Below are 24,184 nucleotides of genomic sequence, written 5' to 3' on the forward strand. Positions count from 1 at the left end.
AAGAGATCAGTGACATGATCCGCAGTATTCAGCAGGAGACCAAGGTGGCCATTACCTCAATGGAAGAAGGGGTGAAGGGTACGGAAAAAGGTGCTGCTGAAGCTGCACAGCTTGAGACCTCGTTGCAGCAGATTCTTGAGCAGGTCAATGATGTGACTATGCAGGTCAGTCAGATAGCTACCGCTGCGGAGCAACAGACCGCCACCACCAGCGAGGTGACCACCAATATCCAGCAGATCACCGAAGTGGTCCAGCAGACCGCCAGCGGTGCTGAAGAAACTGCTGCTGCTGCTGCCCAGCTGGCTGGTCAGGCCCAGGATCTGCAAAATCTGGTGAGTAAGTTCAAGTTGTAGCTAACGCTTTGTTTGGTCCTTAATGTGAACCCGGTTAACATGAGCTGTTGATCGTTGCAGCAAAACAAAGCCCCCTCTGAAATTGTACAGAGGGGGCTTTGTTACGGAGTCGTTTGGGGAGGAGGCCAAACTATCTCCGTGTTTTTTTGTCTTTAGCAGCCGGCTGCCTTCAGGAATTTAGCGCTGACGTTCTTGCCGCCTTTTTCTTCAAATTTTACTTTCACTTCATCGTCAACAACGATCTTTTTTCCACTTAGTTTGTCTTTTGTCAGGTCGTCAGCCACTTCAACCACGTAGTCTTTTTTAGTGGCTTCATCCTTGATAACAGCTGTATAGCTGCCATCAGCATTCGGGGTGATCTTGGTGACGGGGCCTTTGATACTTGCTGCAGATGACAAGGAGGCAACAGCGAGGATTGTGACGGCTGCAGTAATGGATACAAGCTTCTTCATGATCTGGATTACTCCTTTCGAGATAGGGGTGTTTTACCCCAGGTTGTTTTATGGCGGTTTATCCGACAGAAACGTTAGAAGTGCAAAAATGAAGAATAATCGTTAGGCTATTTGGTTCCTGCCGTTCTCTTTGGCCTGGTAGAGAGCTTGATCAGCATGTTTGAGCAGCTCTTCTGCTGTACCAATATCCATCCCTGGAAATTCAGCAACGCCTATACTGACGGTTAGACGCAGATTAGCAAGTGCATCTGAAAATCTGATCGAATGCACCTTTTGACAGAGCCGTTGTGCCACGTTTCTGGCCTCGCGGTGACTGGTGTCCGGCAGCAACACCACAAATTCCTCACCACCGTAGCGGAAAAGGAGATCATAGTCTCTCAGGCTGTCAGCTATTTCTGCAGTCATTCGTTTGAGCACATGATCGCCTGACTGGTGACCAAAGGTGTCGTTAATTTGTTTGAAATGGTCGATATCAATCATCAGTATAGAGATCAGGCCGTCTGTTCGGGCCGCTCGCATAAGTTCAACGTTCAAAATATGGTTGAGGTAGCGCCTATTGAAAGTGCCCGTCAGTGTGTCTTTGTTGGAAAGCAGTTCAAGTTCCTGATTTTGTTTGCGAAGTTCTTCTTCGCGGCGCTTGGCGTTTAGGTGCAGCCTGGTCCTGGCTGCAAGTTCCTGCGGGTCGTAGGGGATAAGAATAAAGTCACGGGCCCCGTCTGTAAGTCCTTTTAGTTTTACTCCCCGATCCAGGCTGCTGGTGAGCATCAGAACAGGAATATGTTCAGTTTCAGGTTTTGAGCGGATTGCTGCCAGGAATTTGAGTCCGTCAAGCCGGGGCATTTCAACGTCACAGAGGATTATATCGGGAAGTGTTGTTGCGACTTTATGTAGTCCGTCCAGACCGTCGGCAGCTTCAAAAATCTGGTTGAAAAGGCCGCTTTGTTCCAGGTCTGAAACAATTTGACGCCGTGTGCCCCCGTTGTCGTCAAGCACAAGGGCTGTTGTTGGAGAATCTTGCAGATTCATGGCTGTGTGATGCTGTTAAATTGCATTGACCCAACTCATAATGTCATGCCGGGAAAGAAAAAGAGGTGATCTGCCTTGTGGCAAACGGTAGAGGACTTCAGAAGCAAAACGCTGGTGAAGCTGGTGAGCCCGCTCATGGGGAAGGAAATCCAGAAGCAGGGCAAGGGCAAGCAACGTGTTTGAATCCTGATGGCTATCACGGAGCTGAAATGGTGGCGTGGTGGGGTAATGGTTGCAATCAGATCGGTGTGCGCTTGTCGTGGTGTGTGGGGCTGGTGTATGCATGCCTGTTTCCTTATCGCTGATTGTAAACCGTGCAGAAAGTTGATATAACTACCCGTGCGTTTATTACCGTATTTGAGTAATTACTGTCGGTAGTTCATCAAAATTGGTAAATCGCATGAACTGTATATCCGTATATGATGATGCTGTCAAGCGTAAGCTGTCAGTAGTGAGTATTCATTTGAGGTGTTTTGAGTGATCTTGAGACGGGCAGGGGAGTGGTTGTGAAAAATGGTAAAGTGATAGAGCTTCATGACGCTGGCAGTACCACAGGTGGTGCTACACCTTTAATCAGGGGGGGGCTGTCTGCGGATGATGCCCTGCTGAGCACCAGGGATGTCTTGAACAGGATCAAGGATGAGTTGGGGCTGGATACGGACCTGGAACTGGCAGAAGTTATGGGGGTCGGTATCCGGCGTATTCATAACTGGAAGCACCGTAACACGGTGCCAACCGAAGAAATTGTTGGTATTTGTGGCAAGGAAGGTCTTGACCTGCAGTATATTCTGACCGGACAGAGGATCGGGCTGGGTAGATCAGACGGCCAGGGGGATATGCGGCAGGTTCATGAAGGGCAGGTGGGTGCATTCTTTGATCTGGATACCGCGAACAAGGCTCGCGACAGTTTTGCCCTGTCTACATCCGGCCATCCATTGATTCATCCACCTTATAAGGCCTACACTCAGCGCTCGGATAATGGTGAAGTGCAGACATCTTTTGCATCGCCGCAGATTGTTGATGTGCTTGCCCCCGGTCTTAACTGGTTAAATCATTCTCTGGGGGTTGCACCGGAAAACTTTCTGCTGGTCAAGGTGTTGGGGGATAATATGGCCCCCTGGCTGCAGGATGGTGATCTGGTGATGGTTGATGCAGGTATCAAGACCACCATCAATGGTGGTTGTCTGATGCTGCGGTATTCTGATGGCATGATGATGGTGCGCCGCGTGTTCCGTAACCCTGATGGAACCTTTTTGGCCAAGTGTGATAACGAATGTTGCCCGCCGGACATCATTGATCCTAACAATAATATGACTTATCCGATTGTGGTGGGCAGGGTGGTGCGACGTTTAGTGCGTTAATGTGATGATGAAAGTAAAAAGGGCGGTCTGGTTGGACGCCCTTTTGGGGTTATTGCTCATCGGTGTACCGCTCCAACACCTTTTCTATGATGTTAGTGGTGGATTTGCCATCTACAAACGGAATCAGCTCCACTCTGCCGCCGTATGACTCCACTACCTCTTTACCCACAACTCCCTCAGGTGTGTAGTCACCGCCCTTTACCAGAATCTGCGGCTTCAGGGCGGTAATCAGCTCCAGTGGGGTGTCCTCCTCAAACAGGCAGACATAATCAATGCAGTCCAGGGCAGCCATCAGGTGCCCCCGTTCTTCTTCATCAATCAGGGGGCGTTTGGGGCCTTTCAGACGTCGTACCGAGGCATCACTGTTCAGGCCAAGGATCAGCAGATCCCCCAGGCGGCGGGCGGCCTGCAGGTATTTGACATGCCCGGCATGCAGCAGGTCAAAACAGCCGTTGGTAAAGACCACCCGCTTTCCTTTGGCACGCTCTCCGGCAATGATCCCGGCCAGCACCTCGCGGTTCTTGATCTTGCCGTCGCTGTCTCGATGTTCAAGGGAAACGGCAGTGATAATCTCGGTTGGGGTGACGGTGGAGGTGCCCAGTTTGGCCACCGCGATTCCAGCGGCAACATTGGCCAGCCGTGCTGCCTCAGCCAGGGGGAGTCCGCCAGCCAGGCCGCAGGCCAGCAACGCCAGCACGGTGTCACCGGCGCCGGTTACGTCAAAGACCTCGCGGGCAACAGTGGGGATATGGACGGTCTCGCCATTGCCACAGAAAAGAGACATCCCCTCTTCGCTGCGGGTGATCAGCAGGTTGTCCAGATCAAGTTGTGACATCAGGGTTTCGGCAGCCCTGTGCAGGCTTTCCTGATCTCGAATCGGGATGCCTGATGCGGCCTCTGCCTCTTTACGGTTAGGGGTCAGGCAGGTGGCGCCACGGTATTTGCGGTAGTCGGTCCCCTTGGGGTCAACCAGAACCGGAATTTTACGTTCTGTAGCGGTGGCAGTGATAGCTGTCAGTACCGCTGGTGTCAGCACCCCTTTGAGGTAGTCTGATACCAGTAGTACATCAAAACCGGTTATATGTTCCTGCAGCCAGTCAACCAGTTGTTGCTCGACCTGCTCTGAAAGCGGTTCGCGGGATTCGCGGTCAATCCGCACAATTTGCTGATTGGAGGCGATTACCCGTGTCTTGCGTCCGGTGCGGCGGCCCGGTTCCTGGAAGATCGGGGTCGTGTCGATCCCTTGCCGGGTGAACGATTTGAGCAGCGCCCAGCCATTTTCATCTTCACCGATCACTGAGGCTACGGTGACCTGACAGCCAAGGGCCAGCAGGTTGTTGGCCACGTTACCGGCACCGCCCAGACGCAGGTCTTCCCGCAGCACATCCACCACCTGTACCGGCGCCTCCGGTGAGATACGGTCGGTCTTGCCCCACAGGTATTCGTCCAGCATCAAGTCACCCACCACCAGACACTTCAGGTTGCTGGCCCGCTGAAACAGTGATTCAACGGTCTTGCGGTCCATGGGCTACCGTCCTTCCCGGGCAAAGATGCCAAACAGGCCCTGTTCAATCAGGTCGCAGAGAATGTGGATCACGGTGATGTGGCCTTCCTGTACCCGTGGCGTGTCATTGGAGGGGATGATCAGCGGTATGTCGCAGACCTGCTTGATGCTGCCACCATCTTTGCCCAACAGGCCGATGGTGGTGCAACCGGCCTCACGGGCCACTTCCAGCGCCTTGAGTATGTTGGCGGAGTTGCCGCTGGTGGAGATACCGATTACCGCGTCACCCGGAACAGCCAGGGCCTCTATCTGACGGGAAAAGATTCGCTCGAAGCCGTAGTCATTGCCGATTGCGGTAATGATGGAGGTGTCGGTGGAGAGGGCAATGGCAGGCAGGCCGGGGCGCTCCATCCTGAAACGGCTGACAATCTCTCCGGCAAAGTGCTGGGCATCGGCCGCCGAGCCGCCGTTACCCATAATCAGCAGCTTGTTGCCGATGCTGAAGGTCTCAATCAGACGTTCTGCCAACCGTGCAATAGGTGCAGCCAGTTCAGACTCTATCTTCTGGAACAGGGCTTGATGGTCCTGTAGCTGCTTAGCGATAAACTGCTGCATGATCTGCCTCCTTGGGGGTTGCCAGGTGCGTCAGTGTTGCGGATGGTTGTGCTGTATCATAGCCGGGAAACGGAATGTCGTCCAGGCCACAGACAATAGTGAGTTGAGGGTTGTCTGCTTTCAGCCGCTCCATGCCACGGGCCAGGCTTTTGAGGGGTGAAAGCGGCGATAGCTTGTGCAAGGTAAGTCCGCTATGCAGGCAGGCGGCACCTTGCTGTAGTGCGAAGGTGTAGTGGCGACGATGCAGAAACAGCTCCAGGCGGTGACCCTGTCGTGCTGCAGCAAGCAGTGTTTCCAATGTTTCTGTCAGTTTTTGCTCATCTGTTTCTTTGGGCAGGTAGACGGCTACCTGCTGCTGTATCCCCCAGCGTTGCCGAAAGATGGCAGTGGCTGATTCCTCCTGCTTGCGGCGTCGCTCAAGGGAGCCAAAGAGTGTAACCGGTTCATTGGTGACGGTTACGGTGGGAAGCAGGCAGGTCTTGAAGCCATGGGCGTCGGCACGGTGCCGGTAATCACGCAGGCACCAGGGGCCGCCATCCAACTCTTCGTCAAAAAGCCCAATTCTGTCGCGCATCTTTCTGGCAAGTGCAAGTGCAGAAAAGCTGATATCACAGGTTTCAATGCCGGTACAGCCGATTTTTAGACGCTGTGGTGGCAGGGGGGCGTCAACAGGGCAGTGGGGGGTGATAATACCGGCCCCGTCCTTGGTGGTTGTTGCCAGAATCTGTTTCAGGCAGGCAGCTGAGAGAGTGGCGCTGGAGCGTATGATCAGTGCCCAGTCAGCGTCGGATCGGCGCAGAGCACGGTTGGCAGCGGGAACAAAACCGATATTGCGCTCCATGGTCATGTAGAGTACGCGATCCCCCAGGTGGTCGCAGAACTCCTCCAGCATCCGCTCGGTGGTGCGGTCGCAACCATTGTTGATAATAATTAACCGGGCCGTGTCTGTGCTGTCCAGAATGGAAGCAAGGCAGGCCCTGGCTGCAGTAGGGTTGTTCCATACGGGAACAATGATGTCAAGGGTGGGGACGGTCATAGGTACACTATAGAGAAAGGGCGGGCATGACCCACCCTTTGGGATTGTGGTATTTGCGGTGTTTTCAGGACGAGGATGACTTTTCTTACGAAGTAATAGCCACCCGCTTGAGTAGATGCAACTCATCCAGCACCTTGCCAGATCCCAGAACAACGCAGTCAAGCGGATTTTCTGCAATCAGTACCGGTACCTTGGTGATCTCGCGCAGCAGTACATCCAGATTGCGTAGTCCGGCGCCGCCGCCAGCCAGGAAGATTCCCTTGTCCACGATATCGGCTGCCAGTTCAGGCGGGGTACGCTCAAGGCATTGACGGACAGTATCCACGATGGCGTTAACCGCTTCCTTGAGGGCATCGCGGATTTCATCTGAGTTTATTTCAATGGTTTTGGGAATGCCGGAGACCAAGTCGCGTCCCTTGACCTCCATGGTCAGTACCTCGGGGCCGGGATAGGCTTCGCCGATCTCGATCTTGATCGCCTCTGCCATCCTCTCACCGATCTGCAGGTTGTACTTGCGCTTGATATACTGGACAATTGCCTCGTCCATCTTGTCGCCACCCATACGGGTTGACTGGGCGTAGACAATGCCGGCCAGGGATATCACGGCAACTTCGGTGGTGCCGCCACCGATATCAACAATCATGTTGCCGCTGGCTTCAGTAATCGGCAGACCGGCGCCAATGGCGGCTGCCATCGGCTCTTCAATCAGGTAGACCTCGCGGGCGCCGGCAGACTCGGCAGATTCCTTGACCGCCCGTTTTTCCACCTGGGTGATACCGGAGGGGACGCAGATCACGATCCGGGGACGGACCAGGGTCTTGCGGTTGTGTACTTTATGGATGAAGTAACGCAACATCTCTTCGGTGATGTCGAAGTCGGCAATAACACCGTCCTTCATCGGGCGGATGGCGGTGATGGAACCGGGGGTCCGGCCCAGCATCTGCTTGGCCTCCATCCCTACCTTCAGCACCTTCTGCTGGCCTGTGGGCATCTTCTGTACGGCAACCACCGAAGGCTCACGGACTACGATCCCTTTGCCTTTCAGGTACACCAGGGTGTCGGCGGTGCCCAGGTCAATGGCCAGGTCGTTGGAAAACATTCCGAACAGGGAGTCAAATATTTTAAACATAACGGAAATCCTTTCACTATAAATAGGACCTGAAAAACTATCAGAACAAGCAGTTGAATGCAAGGGAGAAAACAGGATTTCTTCTGTTCAGATAGTCGCTATCCCCTTGACTTGGCGCTGAGATGTCGGTAGTTTAGACAAATTTAGCAGCTTACCGTGGAGAACGTGACAATGGACTACAAAGCAACTCTGAACCTGCCCCAAACCGACTTTCCGATGAAGGCCAACCTGTACCAGCGTGAGCCGGAGCTGCTCAAGCGCTGGCAGGAGCTGGATCTGTACGGAATGATTGAGGAGGCCGGCAAGGACAAGCCGGTCTATATGCTGCATGATGGCCCTCCCTATGCCAACGGCCATACCCATATCGGCCATGCACTGAACAAGACTCTGAAGGATATTGTATTAAAGGTCAAGCGGATGGAAGGCTTCCAGGCCCCCTATGTGCCGGGCTGGGATTGTCATGGTCTGCCGATTGAGCTGCAGGTGGAGAAAAACCTGGGGTCAAAGAAGCACCAGATGACCAAGGCTGAGATGCGCAAGGAATGCCGTGTCTATGCCAAGAAATTTATTGATATCCAGAAGGAAGAGTTCAAGCGTCTGGGGGTGTTGGGGGATTGGGACAACCCGTACATGACCATGACCAATGAGTATGAAGGACTGACCGCTGCCGAGTTGGCCAAATTTGCCCACAACGGTGGACTGTACCGGGGCAAGAAGCCGGTGCACTGGTGTTCTTCCTGTGTGACCGCCCTGGCAGAGGCCGAGGTTGAGTATGCTGATCACACCTCGCCATCCATCTTTGTCAAGTTTGCCCTGCAGGATGATATTTCTGCTGCTATCCCTGCTCTGGCCGGCAAACCGGTCTTTGTGGTGATCTGGACCACTACCCCCTGGACGATTCCTGCCAACCTGGCCATAGCGATGCATCCTGACTATGACTACTGCGCCGTTCTGGTCGATGGTCAGGCCCTGATTGTTGCTGAGGGACTGAAGGATCAGTTCCTGGCTGCCAACGGTCTGTCCGGTGAGGTGATTGCCACCTTCAAGGCCGGTCTGCTTGAACGCAAGAATTGTAAACATCCTTTCTATGATCGAGATTCTGTCATCCTGCTGGGGGAACATGTCACCCTTGAGGCCGGTACCGGTTGTGTCCACACTGCCCCTGGCCATGGTCAGGATGACTACGTGCTTGGTTTGAAGGAAGGTCTTGATATCTACAACCCGGTGGATAATCACGGCAAGTATATCGGCAACCTCGAACTGTTTGGTGGAGAAAAGGTCTTTGAGGCCAATCCCAAGGTGATTGAAAAGCTGCAGGAAGTGGGGGCTTTGGTGGGGGTCAGCAAGATCTCCCACTCCTATCCCCACTGCTGGCGCTGCAAAAAACCGATCATCTTCCGTGCCACTGAGCAGTGGTTCATCTCCATGGATGCCAATCAACTGCGTGAAAAATCACTGGAGGCGATTGGCAAGGTAGAGTGGATTCCCAAATGGGGCCGTGACCGGATCTACGGTATGGTTGAGAACCGTCCTGACTGGTGTATCTCCCGTCAGCGTTCCTGGGGGGTGCCGATTACCGCCTTTTCCTGTACTGATTGCGGCGAGTTTCTGGCTGACGGCCCCACCATGGATCATGTGGCAGAGCTGTTCAAACAGCACAGTTCAGACGTCTGGTTTGAGTGGGAGGCTGCCCGGCTGCTGCCTGCCGGAATCAAATGCCCCAAGTGCGGCTCAGCCGCCTTTGAAAAAGAGAATGACATCCTGGATGTCTGGTTTGATTCCGGCGTCTCCCATGCTGCGGTGCTGGAGCCCAACCCCAGACTTTCATCACCGGCAGATCTCTATCTGGAAGGCAGTGATCAGCATCGTGGCTGGTTCCACTCCTCACTGCTTGAGTCTGTTGGCACCCGTGGGGTGGCCCCGTACAAGGCAGTGCTGACCCACGGCTTTGTGCTTGATGGGCAGGGGCGCAAGATGAGTAAATCCATGGGTAACGTGGTGGCACCTGAGGATGTGATCAAAAAGTTCGGAGCTGATGTACTGCGGCTCTGGTGCGCGGCCCAGGATTACCGTGACGACAGCCGGATCTCGGAAGAGATCCTGAACCGGGTGGCCGAGGCCTACCGCCGGATCCGCAACACCTGCCGCTTCATGCTGGGCAACCTGTACGACTTTAATCCGGCCGTTGACAGCGTTGCCTTCAGCGACATGATGCCGATCGACCGCCTGGCCCTGCATCACCTGGAACTGCTTAAGGAGCGGGTGCTGGCTTCATACCGCGAATTTGAGTTCCACACTATCTATCAAGTGGTTAATGCCTTCTGTACGGTTGAGCTGAGCGCCCAGTACCTGGATATTCTCAAGGATCGCCTCTATACCAGCCGCAAGGATGCCAATGAACGTCGCAGCAGCCAGACCGCCATGTATCTGATCACCGATACCCTGACCCGGCTGATGGCGCCGCTGATCTCCTTTACAGCCGATGAGATCTGGCAGTACCTGCCGGGTGAGCGTGAGGCCAGTGTGCATCTGGCAGCCTTCCCGCAGCTGGTGCCTTGCAACAAGGACGAAACATTGGCAGAACTCTGGGGGCGTCTGTTTGATGTGCGCGCCGATGTCCTTAAGGCGCTGGAGCTGAAGCGGGTTGAGAAAGTGATCGGCCATCCTTTGGATGCTGCGGTAAAACTTTCAGCTCCACCCGAAACCATCGCCTTTATGAATGATTATCTGGATAAACTACGAGCAATCTGCATTGTTACCAGTCTTGATCTTGTAGAGAACCTGTCGGTAGAAGCCTATGACGGCACCACTGTTGAAGGATTGAAGGTGCTGATTGAAAAGGCATCGGGAGAAAAGTGTGAGCGTTGCTGGTGCTACAGTGAAGAGTTGGGCAGCAATGCTGAACATCCCACCATCTGCCCTAAATGTATTGCTGCGGTGATATAGCATGAACCGTTGGGGAGTTTTTTTTATTATTACGATTGTCGGGCTTGTGGTTGATCAGGCCACTAAGCTGTATGTCGACCGTGTTATGGTTTTGCATCAGTCCATCCCGGTGATTGATGGTCTGTTCAACTTTACCTATCTGCGTAACCGGGGGGCTGCCTTCAGCTTTCTTTCTGATGCATCCTGGCGCCTGCCGTTTTTTATCGGGGTGACGCTGGTGGCTGCTGTCGTAATTGTTATCGCGCTAAAGAAGATGCGTGATGATCAGAAGCTGGCCCAGGTCAGCCTGGCCATGATCTTTTCCGGGGCCATCGGTAATCTGATTGACCGGGTACGATTGGGTGAGGTGATCGATTTTCTGGATGTCTACTGGAAAACCCACCACTGGCCTGCCTTTAACGTGGCTGATTCCCTGATCTGTGTCGGGGTTGCTCTGATTGCGCTTGATATGCTCAAGGAGGAACGGCGGCAGCAGGCCACGTCCGAGTAGTTTTCAGCTTTAAAAGCCAGGTTGGAAAGTACCATCATTATGTGCTAGTATACGTACAGATTGAATCAGAACAGGAGGAAGCCCATGCCGTTGTTTGTAGAAGCAATTATGGTTGTGGTAATCATGCTGGCATGCTTCTTCGGGGTTTTTATGCTCCTGTTTCTGTTTGCCCTGGCACTGTTTCCGGTGGAAAAATCACTTTCCAAAATTGTCTGGGATATGACCGCGCCCAAGCGGAAGCCGATACCTCAGCCCCAGGGTGGTTTCAAGGGGTTCAGCGAAAAGCATCGTTCATAACTGGCTCTGTAACCTGGACCATAGCGTTGGCAAGGGGCACCTGATTTCAGGTGCCCCTTGCTTGTTCAGGTCAGTCCAGATCGCCGGTAATCCGTTGCAGCTCATATAATTTGACATTGACGCCGCTGACGCAGGTGATGATCTCTTTGAGGACGGTTTCATCCACGCCGCATTCTTCCTCAATCCCCTGGAAGAAGGGGTAGCCTTTGGGCAGTGGCGTTAGCGCTCCGTCTCTCAGTAACATCACATCAACCAGATCATTGACCCGGCCGGTTGCTTCCCAGGGGTCACGGTAGTTGAACTGGCGGGCAACAATGTGTAGCCCCATGCCGTTGGGAAAGATCGCCTTGGCCTCAAAGGAAAACTCCCGTGGTGCGCTGTAGTGCTCAGAACGGCCGGAGCGAGCCATTACCTGCGCCCCGGCAGCCTCCAGCAGTTCCCGGACAGAATCATCAGTCATCGGTTGTAAAGGTGTATCCATATGTCATCCTCTCAAACAGATCAGTTACAAACAGCCTACCCGAAAGCAGTATCTGACTGCAAGCATGAGATGCAGCTTTGGCCGGTTGGCGAAGACACACCTGCAGAAGCAGAACTTATACGAGCTGTCGGTGAAAAAGGGCTGATCGATGATTCAGCGAAGCTGTTACAGCAGCTTGTGTACAGCTATTATGCTGAGCATCGTCGTGATCTGCCCTGGCGAGACGGCGCTGACCCCTACCGGGTGTTGGTGTCAGAGATCATGCTGCAGCAGACCCAGGTGGATCGGGTGATTCCCAAGTTTACTGCCTTTATGCAACAGTTTCCTGATGCCAGGAGCCTTGCCGATGCTCCGCTGGCGGATCTGCTGGCTGCCTGGCAGGGGTTGGGCTATAACCGTCGCGCCCTGAGCCTGCAGCGGGCAGCCCGGATGCTGGTGGATGAGTGGGGCGGCAGTATACCGGATGATCCTGTCCTGTTGCAGCAACTGCCCGGTATCGGCCCCTACACTGCCGGAGCTGTCGCCTCCTTTGCCTTTAACCGGCCTCAGATCTTTCTTGAAACCAATATCCGGGCCGTACTGCTACATTTCTTCTTTGCCGATCAGGAGGGGATCACCGATACGCAACTGCTACCGGTTGCAGAGGCGGTGCTGGATCAGGCTAACCCCCGCGATTGGTACAATGCCCTGATGGATTACGGCAGCGACCTGAAACGCCGTTTTCCTAATCCCAGCCGTCGTAGCCGGCATCACAACCAACAGAGCAGGTTTGAAGGTTCAGACCGTCAGGTGAGAGGGGCGGTGTTGCGGCTGCTGCTCAATACAGGCGGAGCCATGCTGCCTATGCTTCAAAAACAGCTTGAGGTTGATAGAGAAAGGCTCACACGGATTCTGGAGGGGATGGTAAAGGAGGGCTTTTTGAAAAAACAGGGCAAGAAGTTCATCATACCATCAACCTGAGCTCTACCCCCCAAGGGGTTGGCTTCTCCCCCTCTTGTGTCAGTACCCACAAGGTAGGGAAGGTCATCTGCTCCGGCACCGGTCCGATACCGTCGGTCAGGTAGACCACTGCAGCTGGCAGGGGATGCATGGTTTGGGCATACTCAAAGACCGGCCGCAGGTCGGTAAAACCACCGCCATCATACCGTTGGGCCACAAATGAGGCGCTGTTGAAGGTCTCGATCTGCTGAATCCGGCTATTGGCGTACAGCACTGTGATGCTGCAATCTCTGCCGCGGGCCAGGTTGACCAGCTCTGCTGCAAAGGCTTCCCGCAGTGCAATGATGTTGGTGGAATCACTGACATCAATCCCCACCAGCAGGTTTAGCTTGCGTCGTTTACGTACCCCCGGCGTCTGGTGGACAAAGCGGCGATGCTCCCGCATCCAGGTGCTGCTATGGCCGGTTCGTCCGGCGGTTGCAATAAACTGACGCAGTATCTGGCGCCAGGGGATCGGTGCCGGATGCAGCAGCGTATCCACCACTGCCCGGATATCTGCCGGAGTCTCACCATCACTGCCCCGCAGGGCATCCTGCACCATGCTGCGCAGCATCTCTTCCGCCAGGGTCAGCGGGGTGCCATCGGCATCCTGCCAGGCCTCATGATCGTCAATGGTCTCTGCCTCGTGCAGTTGCTGCCCGGAACCCTCGCCATCAATCCCGCTGCTGGCCTGTTCAGCCCTGCCAGCACCGCTGCCTTCCACGTTGCCCATGTCAAAGGGTGGAACGATCAGGTCGTAGTATTCCTCGGCAGACAGGCCTGTTTCCATCCTGAAGTTCTGGGGATACAGCGCCCCGCTTGGCAGGCCGTCAATACCCGGATTTATAGCCAGGTCACAGGCCACGTCCCAGTCATGGGGATTGCGCTCACGACGACGCAGCGGATGCAGATGGAGCAGGTGCTTGAGCAGGTGCTCCAGCAGCGCTTCCTGTTCCGGTGGAGTAAAACTGCTGAAGGAGGCGTCATTAACCGACAGGATCGGTATGCCGTCCCGGACGGTGATGGCAACTGACCGGTCGCCGCCTTGCAGGGGGACTCGCCGCAGTTGCAGCAGCAGGTGTCCGTAGAACGGTTTCTGTTTCAGGAGGCGGATGATGCTGTTCTCAAGGCTGCGCATGGTGAGACAGGGTAGCGAAACGTGACGTTCCTGTCAAAGGGTTCAAATTACCTTTTCTGGTGGGTAACGGTATGCTATACAAAATAACCTAAATTTCATACCTACCGCAGTGGCGGTGGCAGGAGGCGAGAGATGTCAGAAGAAACGAACCCAAAAGTGTTGCTTGAAACCAGCAAGGGAAACATTACCCTTGAACTGAATAAGGAAAAGGCACCAATCACCGTTAAAAACTTTCTGGGCTACGTGAAGGACGGCTACTATGACGGTCTGATCTTCCACCGTGTGATCAAGGATTTTATGATCCAGGGTGGTGGTATGGATGCAGACATGCAGCAGAAAAAGACCAAGTTTGCCATTAAAAACGAGGCTCAGAACGGGCTTAAAAACGTTCGTGGTAGCGTAGCCATGGCCCGTACGGCACTGGTTGATTCGGCCACCTCACAGTTCTTCATCAATACCGTTGATAACGCCTTTCTGGATAACAAAGGCAAGCGTCAGGATGATTTTGGCTACTGCGTGTTCGGACAGGTGGTTGAGGGGATGGACGTGGTGGATGAAATGCGTCAGGTCAAGACCGGTAACAAGGCTGGCCATGGCGATGTGCCGCTGGAGCCGATCACCATCATCTCTGCCAAACTGGTTGAGTAGTGCTGGGCAGGCATAAGACAAACAAGAAAGGCCGGTGAGAGATCACTGGCCTTTCTTGTTGATACTAAATTTATCGGGTTAAATGAGTGTTTAGATAGATGGTGGCCTCGAAAGGGCCGATTTGAATTCTGGATTACTTAGTAATTGATGAATAAAGTCTTGTGTTGCAGGCATGAGTGATTGCTGGGCATTATTGAAAACGGTCACGCCTATATATGCCCCCTCAAATAAGTAGTCATTTTTTATATTGAATTTTTGTTTTCCGTTAACGGCTAAATCCATGTCAATTTTCCATTTCCCCGTACCGACTGAGCACTCAACCTCAAACTCTTTCAGAGAGCCAGTAATCTCAATTTTTGATTTTTCTGAATAGAGATTTGCTACCATAGCTCTTCGATTAACGCATTTCTCAGGTAGGATGCAAAAGTCATGTTTTCTGGAGGACTCATGCTTGCTCCACGGCAACCAACGCTAGTTGAGTCCCCTTCAAATTTACCCACACTAACTTTTGTTTGAGAGTTTGAGGCAATATCTCTTAAAAGCAGCATGTTCTTTGAAGAGACACCATACCTCTGTGTTATTGCTGGTGCACATCCTGTAAGTGCAAAGATCGCGACTGCGCAAATAAGCCTTGAAAATACAATCATTTTAGCCTCCTTTTTGTTTTGTGTAGAGAAAATATATGTCTCAATAAGCAGAGTATTTATCTACTGCAAGCCGCAGATCTGATTAAAAAATATCACCAGAAAAAGCCGCTGTTGTATTTTGTTTTAACCGCCAGGCCGGGCATGATCAGGCTGGAGTATTCCTCTGGTATGATGATAATGCTGCGGTCTTCCTGCAGGTCTGTGTCGGCAATAGTGACATCGGCTATTTTCTGCGTGGTCAGCCGTTCGGTCTTGCGTACCCGGTCAACCTCCTTGATATAGCGGAGCAGTTCAACGTCATCGCCCCCCTTAACTCCGTCCCGTCTGCCGATGTTGACATAGGCAATGCGGGTCCCGTCGGGGCCGGTCATGGTCTTATACAGATAGCCGTAACGGGGGAATGCCTCAATAAAAGGTCGCTTCGCCTTGCTTGTCGCGTTGGCCACTGCTTGATTAATGACCGCTGTGGCGTTGCGAACCCGGCATTCATGTCGTACCTCCGCAGTGGTCGTCGTGCTGATACTGCCTTTGAACGGTTCAAATGCCTGGGCAATGGAACCTGTTGAGGCATTGATGACCCGAATATTAACGGTGGCACTTCCCTTGATGGTGCAGGATGGTTTGGTGGTCGTGCATTTTCCTTTGTTGTCGCAGGTGGTCTGGCTGGGTGTAAATTCGGCTCGCGCCACCGGGTTGGTTATGGAACCCAGCACAACATAATCAATCCCCTGAACCATGCTGGTTATTTCTGAAAAATCAGCAGCCATATCCAGTGACCAGACAAATTTTTTCTCATCAAACAGCTTCTGGGCCTGGCTCCGTTCAACAACTTCCATGCCACAACCTTTTGATGCAATCTGGGTCAGTCCCTCCTGAGCACCGGGGCTGAGGCGGCCGCTGTATTCAAATGGTTCTCCAAGGGGCAGGATTGCCACCTTGGGTTGTTTTTTCTCAATAACATGCTGGGGCGGGAGTATCTCTGCCACTGCTTGATCCATGGCAGATTCTTTGTACTTTGCGACTTCAACGGTGTGTGAACAACCTGCCAGGAGGGCGGATAGACATAGCAATGCAATGATAATTTTTTTCATACCAGGGGGCTCTTTTCTTTGCTCGATTGCATAACAGGTAAAGATCAGCGCTGATTAGCAGTCTGTGCCAGCTTCAACTTTTTGGGGGTCAGACTTTTCATGGTCTTGTGCAGCCCTGCAGGCGTTGCTTCAAAGGTGATGGCTGCCACCCCTAGTTCACGGCTGAGGTCTACCGGTGTCTGGTTATCAAGAAAACAGCCTTCCCCCTCTTTCAGCATAACCTCCGGGATGAGCAGGATCTGCCCCAACGGTTTGCCCTGCAGTTCGCGTATGATGTCTCGGCCGCTCACCAGCCCGGTAACGGTAACACTGGTGCCAAACAGCTGGTTGGGAATGGCGGCTGCTGTCAGGGAGCAACCGGTTTTTTCGCTCAGATCTGTTAAAAAACTGCTGACAAAGCCAACTGATGACTGACCGGTAACCACGGTTGCGGTAATCGGCGGTAACGGTTTCGCCCGTTTCAACACCGCAGCAGCATCCTTTAAAAACCAGGCCACCATGCCAACCCCGTTTTCCCACTGGGGCAGATCCCCGTACTCCTTGAGCGTCGGAAAAGGATAATCTGCCTTGAGGAAGAACTCATCCGCCAGTTGCAGAAAGGCATCGCCCAGCTGTTTGTTAACGGCCCGCATGCGGGGGAGCCAACTGTCCAGAAACGCGGCCGCGTAGCCGCAGTCAACCGGAGCCAGTTCAGGCAGGCGCTGACGATGCTCGGTCAGGCCAACCGGCACCACGGCCAGGGATCTAACCGCTGGATAGAGGTTGGCCAGCTCAGTGACGGTCTGCTCCAGAATCGTACTGTCATTGACGCCGGGGCAGAGTACCACCTGGGTGTGCAGCTCTATTCTGGCCTTGGTCAGCGCTTTCAGCTGTTCCAGAATCGGTGGAATGTTGGTTCTGCCCAGCAGTTTCTCACGCACCACCGGGTCAACGGCATGGACCGAGATGTACAGCGGCGAGAGACGTTGCTTGATGATCCGGCGCAGCTCTGTCGGCTTCAGATTGCTGAGGGTGACATAGGTGCCCTGCAGGAACGAGAGCCGGTAGTCCTCATCCTTGACATACAGGGGGCGCCGTAACCCTTTGGGCAGCTGATGCACAAAACAGAAGATGCAATTGTTGCCGCAGCGCTTCGGTTCCGGCGGGGCAAAGGTCAGGCCGGGCGGCTCGCCCGGCTCCGGCTCCAGCAGCATCGTCTGCAGCTGGCCATCAGTATTGGCCAGAGTAAACTCTGCCACTTCATCGCTGGCCAGCCAGCTGTAGTCAATCAGGTCCCGCAGGCGGGTGCCGTCAATCTCAAGCAGGCGTTGGCCCGGTTGCAGTCCGGCACGGTCTGCCGGTGAACCGGGCTCCACTGTTTCTATCAAAAGTCCGTGCATTGAACGGTTTCTCTGCTGGTATGCAGATGGCGGGGAGGTCCTGCCATCTGGGATCAAGGGTGATGGTGCAGGCGGAAGGTGCCGTCAACCGAGGTGATGGTGGCTATGGCATGTTTGTAGATCAGGATATCACCACCGGCATCCAGTAGCAGCGAAAAGTTGTCGAATGACTTGATGTGGCCTTCAAGCGACTCACCGGACATCATCCGGACAGCCACCTTGACCCGCTCTTTGCGGGATTGGTTCAGATACTGGTCCTGGATGTTAAAGGGGGCTTTGGACATGGTATTTCTCTCCTTTAGGCGAAGAACGTGGCTGCAGCAGAATGGATAGTAGCAGAGTTTTCCGGATATGCAACCCACTGCATCTCCGGCTCAGCCCTGAACCAGGTTAACTGGCGTTTGGCAAAGTGGCGGGTGTTGCGCTTGATCAGGCGTGTCATCTCAGTTTGATCATAGTCACCCTGCAGATACGCCACCACCTCTTTGTAGCCAATAGCCTGTAACGGTTTACAGTCTGGCGGAGAACCGGATTGTAATAATCCCTGTACCTCAGCCACCAGACCGGCTGCAAGCATGGCATCAACCCGGTCATTAATCCGCTGATACAGCTCCGGCCGAGGCAGATCAAGGCAGAACTGCAGCGCGTGGTAGCTGCTGTCGGAAAAGCCGTGCTCTGCCTGAAACTGTGACAGCGAGATGCCGGTGGTCTGAAAGACCTCCAGGGCACGGATGATCCGGTTACGGTTATTGGGGTGCAGCCGCTGTGCGCTGTCTGGATCTACCTTGGCCAGCTCTGCCAGCAGTGCTTCTCCACCTTCAAGCTCCATCCGCTTGTGCAGCACCTCCCGCAGGGCCTGATCTTCCCCCGGGGCCTTGTTTAATCCCCGCAGCAACGACCGCAGATACAGGCCGGTGCCGCCAGCCAGTATCGGACGTTTGCCACGGGATGAGATATCCTGAATCGCGGCATCTGCAGCGATCCTGAAATCTGCAGCGGTAAACGGATCAGTTGGTTCACAGATATCCAGCAGATGGTGGGGGATTCGTTGCCGTTGTTCTGGAGTCGGCTTGGCACTACCGATCTCAAGACCGCGATAGACGGTCAGGGAATCAACGCAGATGATCTCTCCCTCCAGCTGTTCAGCCAGATCAAGGGCCAGAGCAGACTTGCCGGAGGCAGTAGGTCCTGCAATAACGAGCAGGCGTGGTTTCATGTCCGGTTGAAAAACTTTTCAAGTTCCCGCAGGGGGATCTCGTGGGAAACCGGTCGTCCGTGGGGACAATGGGCTGAGAAGTCGGTAGCATCCATCGCCTTCAGCAACTCTTCCATTTGACGACGGTCCAGGGGGTGTGTGCCTCGCACCACACTGTGACAGGCAACCCTGGCCAGAAGATCGTCTCTGACCAGGTCAAAGCTGGAGCTGCTGCCCTGTTCGGCCAGCTCGGCCAGTAGGTCGCGCAGCAAACCGCAGTGCTTCTGTTCGGCCACAATCCGGGGGACTGCATTGATCCGCCAGGTCTGGCCGCCAAACTCCTCCAGTTCAAACCCCAGCGGTTCCAACAGATTCAGGTAGCGACGGAGCGTGTCTGCTTCGCTAAAGGAAAGCTCCAGGGTGTCCGGCAACAGCAGACGCTGGGATTCTATGCCGCCGGTTGCAAATCCTGCCTTAAGTTGCTCAAAGCGGACCCGTTCGTAGGCAGCATGCTGGTCAATAATCACCAGCCGGTCATCGGCCTGACAGAGGATATAGGCTGCCCGGAACTGGCCAATAACGCTCAGGCTGGAAAAATAGCCGCAGTCTGTTGTAGCTGCTGCTGGCTGTTCCGGCGGTGGCTGGTATACGGTAGCCGGTTCGTAGACCCGTGGCGCAGCAGAAGGCGGTGCAGCCATAAAACGATCCAGAGCCTGCTGGACACCGGCGCGGTGGGTCTGCAGGGGCGTATGGCCATGCAGCCCTGCAGAAGGCGGCAGTACCTCTCTGCGCTGCAGCCAGGGTGATTCGCGCAGCACCTCTTCCAGTACCCCGGCAATGGTGTCGTGCACCTGGCTTTGACGCCGGAAACGGACCTCATGCTTGGTGGGATGGACGTTGACATCCACCTCACCGGTAGGCAGCTCGATAAACAGTGCCACCAGCGGGTAGCGCCCCTTTTCAAGAATCGGTCGAAAGGCCTGCATGATGGCGTGTTGAATGACCTTGTCCCTGACAAAACGACCATTGATGTAGGTAAACATGGCTGCAGTGGTTGAACGGGCTGCCGACGGTGCTGCAAGAAACCCGCTGATCCGCGCTGCGGCGGTTTCTCCAGCCACCGGGAACAGGTCCGCATCCCGTGCCACCAGTTTTTGCAGCCGTTGCTGCAGGCTTGAGGGGCTGACCCGTAGCAGTTCCCGCCCATCATTCTGGTAGCTGAAAGAGACATCAGGGCGGGAGATCGCCATGCGGACCATCAGGTCACCCACATGGGCTGCTTCGGTCTCGGCACTGCGCAGGAACTTCAGCCGGGCAGGGGTGTTGAAGAAGAGCTGCTCCACGGTAAGCTCGGTCCCCACCGCCATGCCGCAGGCCGTAACAGAACGCACAACGCCACCTTCAAGGGCGATTTCGGCCCCCTCAATGCTGTCGCTGGTACGGCTTTTAAGGCGCAAACGGGAGACGGAGGCGATGGAGGGCAGGGCTTCACCCCGAAAGCCCAGGGTGGCAATGGTTTCAAGATCGTGATCAGAGGTTATTTTGCTGGTGGCGTGGCGTTCCAGGGCCAGCAGGGCATCTTCGCGGGACATGCCGTGGCCGTTGTCAATAACCCGGATCAGGCGGCGTCCGCCGGCGTTGATCTCCAGCCGGATATCAGTGGCCCCGGCATCCAGAGCGTTCTCCAGCAGCTCTTTCACCACGGAGGCAGGTCGTTCAACCACCTCACCGGCGGCTATTTTGTTGGCAAGGGATTCAGAAAGGATGCGTACGCGCGGTGCCACAGGAATGCCACTCCATCACAACAGCGAAAAAGAGCGGGGAAGCCCCGCTCAGAAATGGAAAGAAGGTGTCGAAGAATGATGCTATTTTTTGTTTGCATCCACCGGATCACCAAACAGGCTGCTGAAATCATCGTCACTGGTTTTTTGGGCGTCGCCTGATGCTGCATTGCCCGCTTCACCTGGTGTCGGGGTGTCATCCCATGAAAAGCTGTTCATCTCAAATCCCTGTGCAGGTGCCTGTGGAGCGGTGGTTGCTGGTTGCGGAGTGCTGCTCATCAGCGAGGCAAAAGGATCCGCTGCAGCAGTTGGCGTATCAAATGAAGGGGCAGGGCTGTCGTCAAATGAGAACGGTGACGTCGGTGCTGCCGGTGTCTGTTGCTGCTCAGTGGGAAGATCAAAGGTAAACATATCGTTGCTGGTGTCTGGAGAGGTGTTGTTCTGACGGGTTGTTTCTATCCCCAGCCCGGCAGCCATTTCTGCGCATAGTGATGGGGGAAGAACCATGGAGGTTATGCCATGACTTTGTTTGAACTCCGTTAAGTCTGCAGAACACTTGCGGCAGGAATCATAGCTTTCAAAGCTGGTGTAACCGCACTTAGGACATCTCATCAGGTGTACCCTCCTTGGAGCAACTCTAAATATCTCCCCACTTATACTGCACAATTGCGGTCATGGCAAGGGCAGCTGTTTCAGTTCGCAGAATCCGCTCTCCCAGAGTAACCGGTGTAAAGCCCCAGAACGAAAAGGCCTCAGCCTCCCCCGGTTCAAAACCGCCTTCCGGGCCGATGGCGATGGCGATCCGTGCCGGACGGGGCATCCCTTCCAGAACCTCACGCAGTGGTGTTGGTACACCACGCTCCCAGAGCAGCAGTTTCAGTTCTGCGTTGGCAGCCCCGGCAGCGGCAGCGGCAGCCGAGGGGTGCCAGGCAACCGTTGGCTGATCAAACCGCTCTGATTGGCGGGCTGCCTCAGCCACAATCCGGTTCCAGCGCTCCTGTCGTGCCTGCAGTTTGTCTCCTGCCAGTTTGGGTACGGAACGATCCGCCCTGAAGATGGAAAATTCGCTTACCCCCAGCTCAGTCCCTTTCTGCAGCACCAGCTCTATCTTTTCTCCCTTGGGTAATCCCTGGATAACGGTGATGGCCGGGGCATCCGGGAACTGGGATGCCTCAAGGGTCTCAGTCAGGCGTACCGCCGTCCATTCCTGGGTAACCTGATCGATCAGGCCCAGATGGCGTCTGCCCTGTTCATCAATCAACATCACCTCATCGCCGGACCTGAGCCGCAGCACCCGTGCCATGTGGTGATGTTGCGGGCCATCATAGGAGGCGTAGCCGTCCCTGATGCTGCGGGAACTGACGATAAAGCGGCGGCGTCCGCTCATGGTAGCCTCCGGTAATGCAGGCAGCGCCATTCTCCTGCTGCCAGTGATTCCTCAAAACTGAGCGGGAATGGATCAAAGCCGTTGCGGACCAGCTCTTCCCGTTCTGCCAGAATACCGGAAAGGATCAGGCTGCCACCTGGTGCCATCCGGCTGACAATGCCGGGGGCCATTCTGACCAGCTCCTCTGCCAGGATATTGGCCAGGATGATCCGGTAGCCGTCTCCCAGCTGCTCAAGGGGGGTGGTGCTGCAGCTGATCTGCTCTGCCACGTTGTTGAGGACGCAGTTTTCTTCAGCAACGATGACTGCCTGGGGATCAATATCAACGGCATCAATCTGCAGTGCCCCCAGTTTGGCAGCTGCAATGGCCAGGATGCCGGAGCCGGTTCCCAGATCAAGAATCTTCATGGTTTTGATACTGAAGGGGGGCGGCACCAGCAGGCTTTCCAGGCATTCCAGGCAGAGCCGGGTGGTTTCATGGCCACCGGTGCCAAAGGCCATGCCGGGGTCAAGTACGATCACGGCCCGTCCTTCGTCCTGACCGCCTGTTTCCCAGGACGGGGTAATCAGCAGCCGTTGGCCGATGGCCAGAGGCTTGAAGTGTGCTTTCCAGGAGGTGGCCCAGTCTTCTTCACCCAGCAGGGAAACCTGGGGTGGTACCACTGGTGTATAACCGGGCAGGGTGGCAAGAAAACTGGTGATTTGTGCAAGTCGCTGTTCAATCTGGCAGGGCAGGGTAAAGTAGCAGGTGATACTGGCAGTTGCCAGTTCCGGGATATCGTCCGGTGAAAAACTGTCAACATCCCGGTTTTCAGTGCAGACACCGCAGCCGGACAGTTCAGACAGAAAGTCAGCCACCGTTTCCGAAAGAAGGGCTGGAACGTCACAGGTGACTTGGTACCATGTTGCAGCCATGAATGAGCATCCTTAGAAGCGATTGATCGGCGGAACAGCCCGCCAAAGAGGCCAGAACGTAGCAGAACAGAGGGACGCAGGCAACAAAAAACCTTGACAAAACAGTGGTGGCTCACTAGCTTTCATTAAAAATTAGCCATTAAGTGAGAATCGGTCGTAACAGGGGGCCTGACCATGAAAAAAATCTATGTTCTATCTGATTCCACCGGTGAAACTGCGGAACGGGTTGTCCGTGCCGCCCTGTCCCAGTTTGGTGGCAGTGATGTACGGATTGTCCGTCTGGCAAAGGTCTGTAATCAGCAGGAGGTACTCCATGCGGTTGCTACGGTTACGGCTGATGAAGGGCTGCTGGTGTACACTCTGGTGGATTCATCCCTGGCGATTGCGGTGCATACCATTGCTGAAGAACATGGTCTGATGGCCTTTGATCTGCTTTCCCCTCTGCTGCACAGCCTTTCTATTTTTCTGGGCACCGTGGCCCAGTCCACCCCCGGTTTGCTGCACCAGATTGATACCGATTATTTCCGCCGGATGGAGGCGGTCAACTTTACGGTCAAGCATGATGATGGTCAGGAAAACCGCGGTCTGGTCAAGGCAGATCTGGTGTTGGTGGGGGTCTCCCGTTCATCCAAGACCCCGCTTTCCATGTATCTGGCCAACAAGGGCTACAAAGTTGCCAATGTGCCGCTGGTAAAGGGGATTGATCCACCGGAAGAGCTGGAATCGATTGATCCCGCCAAGGTGGTCGGTTTGTTGATCAGCCCCAAGCGGCTGGTGGAGATCCGCACCTCCCGCCTGGTAAACATGGGCCAGAGTATGAAAAACAGCTATGCCGATTATGAAAAGGTAGAAGATGAAATCACCTTTTGCCGTCAGTACTATCGCAGACACCCGGGCTGGCTGATTATTGATGTCACCTGCAAGTCGGTTGAGGAGTCTGCCTCAGAGATTCTGCGGCGTCTGGTGGGGCATTTTTCGGAATAAACAAACCATTGAGGGTTTCTGGGAAGGGGGAGGTATGCGGGTTCTGGTGGTTGAAGATGAAAAAAAAGTGGCTGCCTTCATCAAGCGCGGGCTTGAAGAAGAAGGGTATCAGGTTGATGCTGTGCATGATGGTGAAGAGGCGGTTCAGCAGGCTCAGACAGAATCCTATGACCTGTTGATCCTGGATGTCATGCTACCCAGCAAAGATGGATTCAGTGTGGTGCGTGAACTGCGGCAGTCCGGTATGTTGGCGCCGGTACTGATGCTGACCGCCAGGGATACCACCGACGATATCGTGGCTGGCCTTGATGCCGGCTCTGATGACCACCCGCCCCCGCCGCTCCCCTTCTCC

Annotated in this window: 28 protein-coding genes; 9 read left to right on the forward strand and 19 right to left on the reverse strand. The window is 54.6% G+C overall.

Annotation, left to right across the window (positions count from 1 at the left end):
* A partial coding sequence (locus OEL57_RS04170) for a methyl-accepting chemotaxis protein (RefSeq protein WP_300737482.1) occupies nucleotides 1-353 on the forward strand: 353 nt, incomplete at its 5' end.
* Between the two features lie 152 nt (nucleotides 354-505).
* On the opposite strand, the gene OEL57_RS04175 is transcribed toward OEL57_RS04170, so the two are convergent.
* The 3 genes from OEL57_RS04175 to OEL57_RS17025 all read right to left on the reverse strand — a co-directional run bounded on the left by OEL57_RS04175 (nucleotide 506) and on the right by OEL57_RS17025 (nucleotide 2,116).
* Nucleotides 506-805 (reverse strand): hypothetical protein, encoded by a 300-nt coding sequence (locus tag OEL57_RS04175; protein ID WP_300737485.1) that lies wholly within the window; start codon nucleotides 803-805, stop codon nucleotides 506-508.
* A 102-nt stretch (nucleotides 806-907) separates the two neighbouring features.
* The gene (locus OEL57_RS04180) at nucleotides 908-1,831 is read right to left on the reverse strand and encodes a diguanylate cyclase (RefSeq protein ID WP_300737488.1); all 924 of its coding nucleotides are present in this window, start codon (nucleotides 1,829-1,831) and stop codon (nucleotides 908-910) included.
* A gap of 15 nt (nucleotides 1,832-1,846) precedes the next feature.
* The gene (locus OEL57_RS17025; RefSeq protein WP_414718496.1) at nucleotides 1,847-2,116 is read right to left on the reverse strand and encodes a DUF6166 domain-containing protein; all 270 of its coding nucleotides are present in this window, start codon (nucleotides 2,114-2,116) and stop codon (nucleotides 1,847-1,849) included.
* Nucleotides 2,117-2,337: 221 nt separating this feature from the next.
* On the opposite strand from OEL57_RS17025, the gene OEL57_RS04185 reads away from it, so the two are divergent.
* Nucleotides 2,338-3,192 (forward strand): LexA family transcriptional regulator, encoded by an 855-nt coding sequence (locus OEL57_RS04185; protein ID WP_300737490.1) that lies wholly within the window; start codon nucleotides 2,338-2,340, stop codon nucleotides 3,190-3,192.
* A 49-nt stretch (nucleotides 3,193-3,241) separates the two neighbouring features.
* On the opposite strand, the gene hldE is transcribed toward OEL57_RS04185, so the two are convergent.
* The 4 genes from hldE to OEL57_RS04205 form a co-directional block, all read right to left on the reverse strand.
* Nucleotides 3,242-4,717, reverse strand: a complete 1,476-nt coding sequence (gene hldE, locus OEL57_RS04190) for a bifunctional D-glycero-beta-D-manno-heptose-7-phosphate kinase/D-glycero-beta-D-manno-heptose 1-phosphate adenylyltransferase HldE (RefSeq protein ID WP_300737493.1) — start codon at nucleotides 4,715-4,717, stop codon at nucleotides 3,242-3,244.
* A 3-nt stretch (nucleotides 4,718-4,720) separates the two neighbouring features.
* A complete protein-coding gene (gene gmhA / locus OEL57_RS04195) occupies nucleotides 4,721-5,311 on the reverse strand; it encodes a D-sedoheptulose 7-phosphate isomerase (RefSeq protein WP_300737496.1) in 591 nt (196 codons plus the stop codon).
* Nucleotides 5,292-6,347, reverse strand: coding sequence for a glycosyltransferase family 2 protein (locus OEL57_RS04200; RefSeq protein WP_300737499.1), 1,056 nt, complete (start codon nucleotides 6,345-6,347; stop codon nucleotides 5,292-5,294). The genes gmhA and OEL57_RS04200 overlap by 20 nt, the downstream gene beginning before the upstream one ends.
* Nucleotides 6,348-6,432: 85 nt before the next feature.
* Entirely contained in the window at nucleotides 6,433-7,476 is a 1,044-nt protein-coding gene (locus OEL57_RS04205; protein ID WP_300737503.1) for a rod shape-determining protein, read from the reverse strand.
* Nucleotides 7,477-7,647: 171 nt separating this feature from the next.
* Here OEL57_RS04205 and ileS point away from each other — a divergent pair, with 171 nt between their 5' ends.
* The 3 genes from ileS to OEL57_RS04220 all read left to right on the forward strand — a co-directional run bounded on the left by ileS (nucleotide 7,648) and on the right by OEL57_RS04220 (nucleotide 11,209).
* A complete protein-coding gene (gene ileS, locus OEL57_RS04210) occupies nucleotides 7,648-10,422 on the forward strand; it encodes an isoleucine--tRNA ligase (protein WP_300737506.1) in 2,775 nt (924 codons plus the stop codon).
* A gap of 1 nt (nucleotide 10,423) precedes the next feature.
* Entirely contained in the window at nucleotides 10,424-10,912 is a 489-nt protein-coding gene (gene lspA / locus OEL57_RS04215) for a signal peptidase II (protein ID WP_300737510.1), read from the forward strand.
* An 84-nt stretch (nucleotides 10,913-10,996) separates the two neighbouring features.
* Nucleotides 10,997-11,209: a hypothetical protein gene (locus OEL57_RS04220; protein ID WP_300737516.1), complete on the forward strand. Its 213-nt coding sequence runs from the start codon at nucleotides 10,997-10,999 to the stop codon at nucleotides 11,207-11,209.
* Nucleotides 11,210-11,279: 70 nt separating this feature from the next.
* Here the strand turns inward: OEL57_RS04220 and OEL57_RS04225 are convergent, their stop codons facing one another.
* Nucleotides 11,280-11,690, reverse strand: coding sequence for a hypothetical protein (locus OEL57_RS04225; protein WP_300737525.1), 411 nt, complete (start codon nucleotides 11,688-11,690; stop codon nucleotides 11,280-11,282).
* On the opposite strand from OEL57_RS04225, the gene OEL57_RS04230 reads away from it, so the two are divergent.
* Entirely contained in the window at nucleotides 11,691-12,650 is a 960-nt protein-coding gene (locus tag OEL57_RS04230) for an A/G-specific adenine glycosylase (protein ID WP_300737526.1), read from the forward strand.
* On the opposite strand, the gene OEL57_RS04235 is transcribed toward OEL57_RS04230, so the two are convergent.
* Nucleotides 12,634-13,806 carry a DUF2201 family putative metallopeptidase gene (locus OEL57_RS04235; protein WP_300737528.1) on the reverse strand — a complete coding sequence of 391 codons (1,173 nt, stop codon included), beginning with the start codon at nucleotides 13,804-13,806 and terminating at the stop codon, nucleotides 12,634-12,636. The two genes, OEL57_RS04230 and OEL57_RS04235, sit on opposite strands and share 17 nt — an antisense overlap.
* Before the next feature lie 132 nt (nucleotides 13,807-13,938).
* Between OEL57_RS04235 and OEL57_RS04240 the strand changes: the two genes are divergently transcribed.
* Nucleotides 13,939-14,454 (forward strand): peptidylprolyl isomerase, encoded by a 516-nt coding sequence (locus OEL57_RS04240; protein ID WP_300737531.1) that lies wholly within the window; start codon nucleotides 13,939-13,941, stop codon nucleotides 14,452-14,454.
* Between the two features lie 90 nt (nucleotides 14,455-14,544).
* On the opposite strand, the gene OEL57_RS04245 is transcribed toward OEL57_RS04240, so the two are convergent.
* The 10 genes from OEL57_RS04245 to prmA all read right to left on the reverse strand — a co-directional run bounded on the left by OEL57_RS04245 (nucleotide 14,545) and on the right by prmA (nucleotide 22,848).
* Nucleotides 14,545-14,841 (reverse strand): hypothetical protein, encoded by a 297-nt coding sequence (locus OEL57_RS04245; RefSeq protein ID WP_300737533.1) that lies wholly within the window; start codon nucleotides 14,839-14,841, stop codon nucleotides 14,545-14,547.
* Complete coding sequence (locus tag OEL57_RS04250; RefSeq protein ID WP_300737536.1) at nucleotides 14,835-15,101, reverse strand: hypothetical protein; 267 nt, start codon at nucleotides 15,099-15,101, stop codon at nucleotides 14,835-14,837. The genes OEL57_RS04245 and OEL57_RS04250 overlap by 7 nt, the downstream gene beginning before the upstream one ends.
* 92 nt (nucleotides 15,102-15,193) lie before the next feature.
* Nucleotides 15,194-16,192, reverse strand: a complete 999-nt coding sequence (locus OEL57_RS04255) for a CsgG/HfaB family protein (RefSeq protein WP_300737539.1) — start codon at nucleotides 16,190-16,192, stop codon at nucleotides 15,194-15,196.
* Nucleotides 16,193-16,236: 44 nt separating this feature from the next.
* On the reverse strand, nucleotides 16,237-17,571 hold the full coding sequence (locus tag OEL57_RS04260) for a DUF512 domain-containing protein (protein ID WP_300737542.1): 1,335 nt from the start codon (nucleotides 17,569-17,571) through the stop codon (nucleotides 16,237-16,239).
* 53 nt (nucleotides 17,572-17,624) lie between these two features.
* Nucleotides 17,625-17,855, reverse strand: coding sequence for an RNA chaperone Hfq (gene hfq, locus OEL57_RS04265; RefSeq protein WP_078789251.1), 231 nt, complete (start codon nucleotides 17,853-17,855; stop codon nucleotides 17,625-17,627).
* 14 nt (nucleotides 17,856-17,869) lie between these two features.
* Nucleotides 17,870-18,787: a tRNA (adenosine(37)-N6)-dimethylallyltransferase MiaA gene (gene miaA / locus OEL57_RS04270; protein ID WP_300737551.1), complete on the reverse strand. Its 918-nt coding sequence runs from the start codon at nucleotides 18,785-18,787 to the stop codon at nucleotides 17,870-17,872.
* The gene (mutL, locus tag OEL57_RS04275) at nucleotides 18,784-20,550 is read right to left on the reverse strand and encodes a DNA mismatch repair endonuclease MutL (protein WP_300737554.1); all 1,767 of its coding nucleotides are present in this window, start codon (nucleotides 20,548-20,550) and stop codon (nucleotides 18,784-18,786) included. Before mutL ends, miaA begins: the two co-directional genes overlap by 4 nt.
* A gap of 81 nt (nucleotides 20,551-20,631) precedes the next feature.
* Complete coding sequence (locus OEL57_RS04280) at nucleotides 20,632-21,159, reverse strand: hypothetical protein (protein WP_300737556.1); 528 nt, start codon at nucleotides 21,157-21,159, stop codon at nucleotides 20,632-20,634.
* A 25-nt stretch (nucleotides 21,160-21,184) separates the two neighbouring features.
* Entirely contained in the window at nucleotides 21,185-21,934 is a 750-nt protein-coding gene (locus OEL57_RS04285; protein WP_300737558.1) for a 16S rRNA (uracil(1498)-N(3))-methyltransferase, read from the reverse strand.
* Entirely contained in the window at nucleotides 21,931-22,848 is a 918-nt protein-coding gene (prmA, locus tag OEL57_RS04290) for a 50S ribosomal protein L11 methyltransferase (RefSeq protein ID WP_300737561.1), read from the reverse strand. Before prmA ends, OEL57_RS04285 begins: the two co-directional genes overlap by 4 nt.
* 174 nt (nucleotides 22,849-23,022) lie before the next feature.
* Between prmA and OEL57_RS04295 the strand changes: the two genes are divergently transcribed.
* Nucleotides 23,023-23,832, forward strand: a complete 810-nt coding sequence (locus OEL57_RS04295) for a pyruvate, water dikinase regulatory protein (RefSeq protein WP_300737564.1) — start codon at nucleotides 23,023-23,025, stop codon at nucleotides 23,830-23,832.
* Nucleotides 23,833-23,866: 34 nt separating this feature from the next.
* The coding region (locus OEL57_RS04300; RefSeq protein ID WP_300737567.1) for a response regulator at nucleotides 23,867-24,184 on the forward strand (318 nt) is incomplete at its 3' end.

Source organism: Trichlorobacter sp., from assembly GCF_030247655.1.
Classification (GTDB): Bacteria; Desulfobacterota; Desulfuromonadia; order Geobacterales; family Pseudopelobacteraceae; genus Trichlorobacter.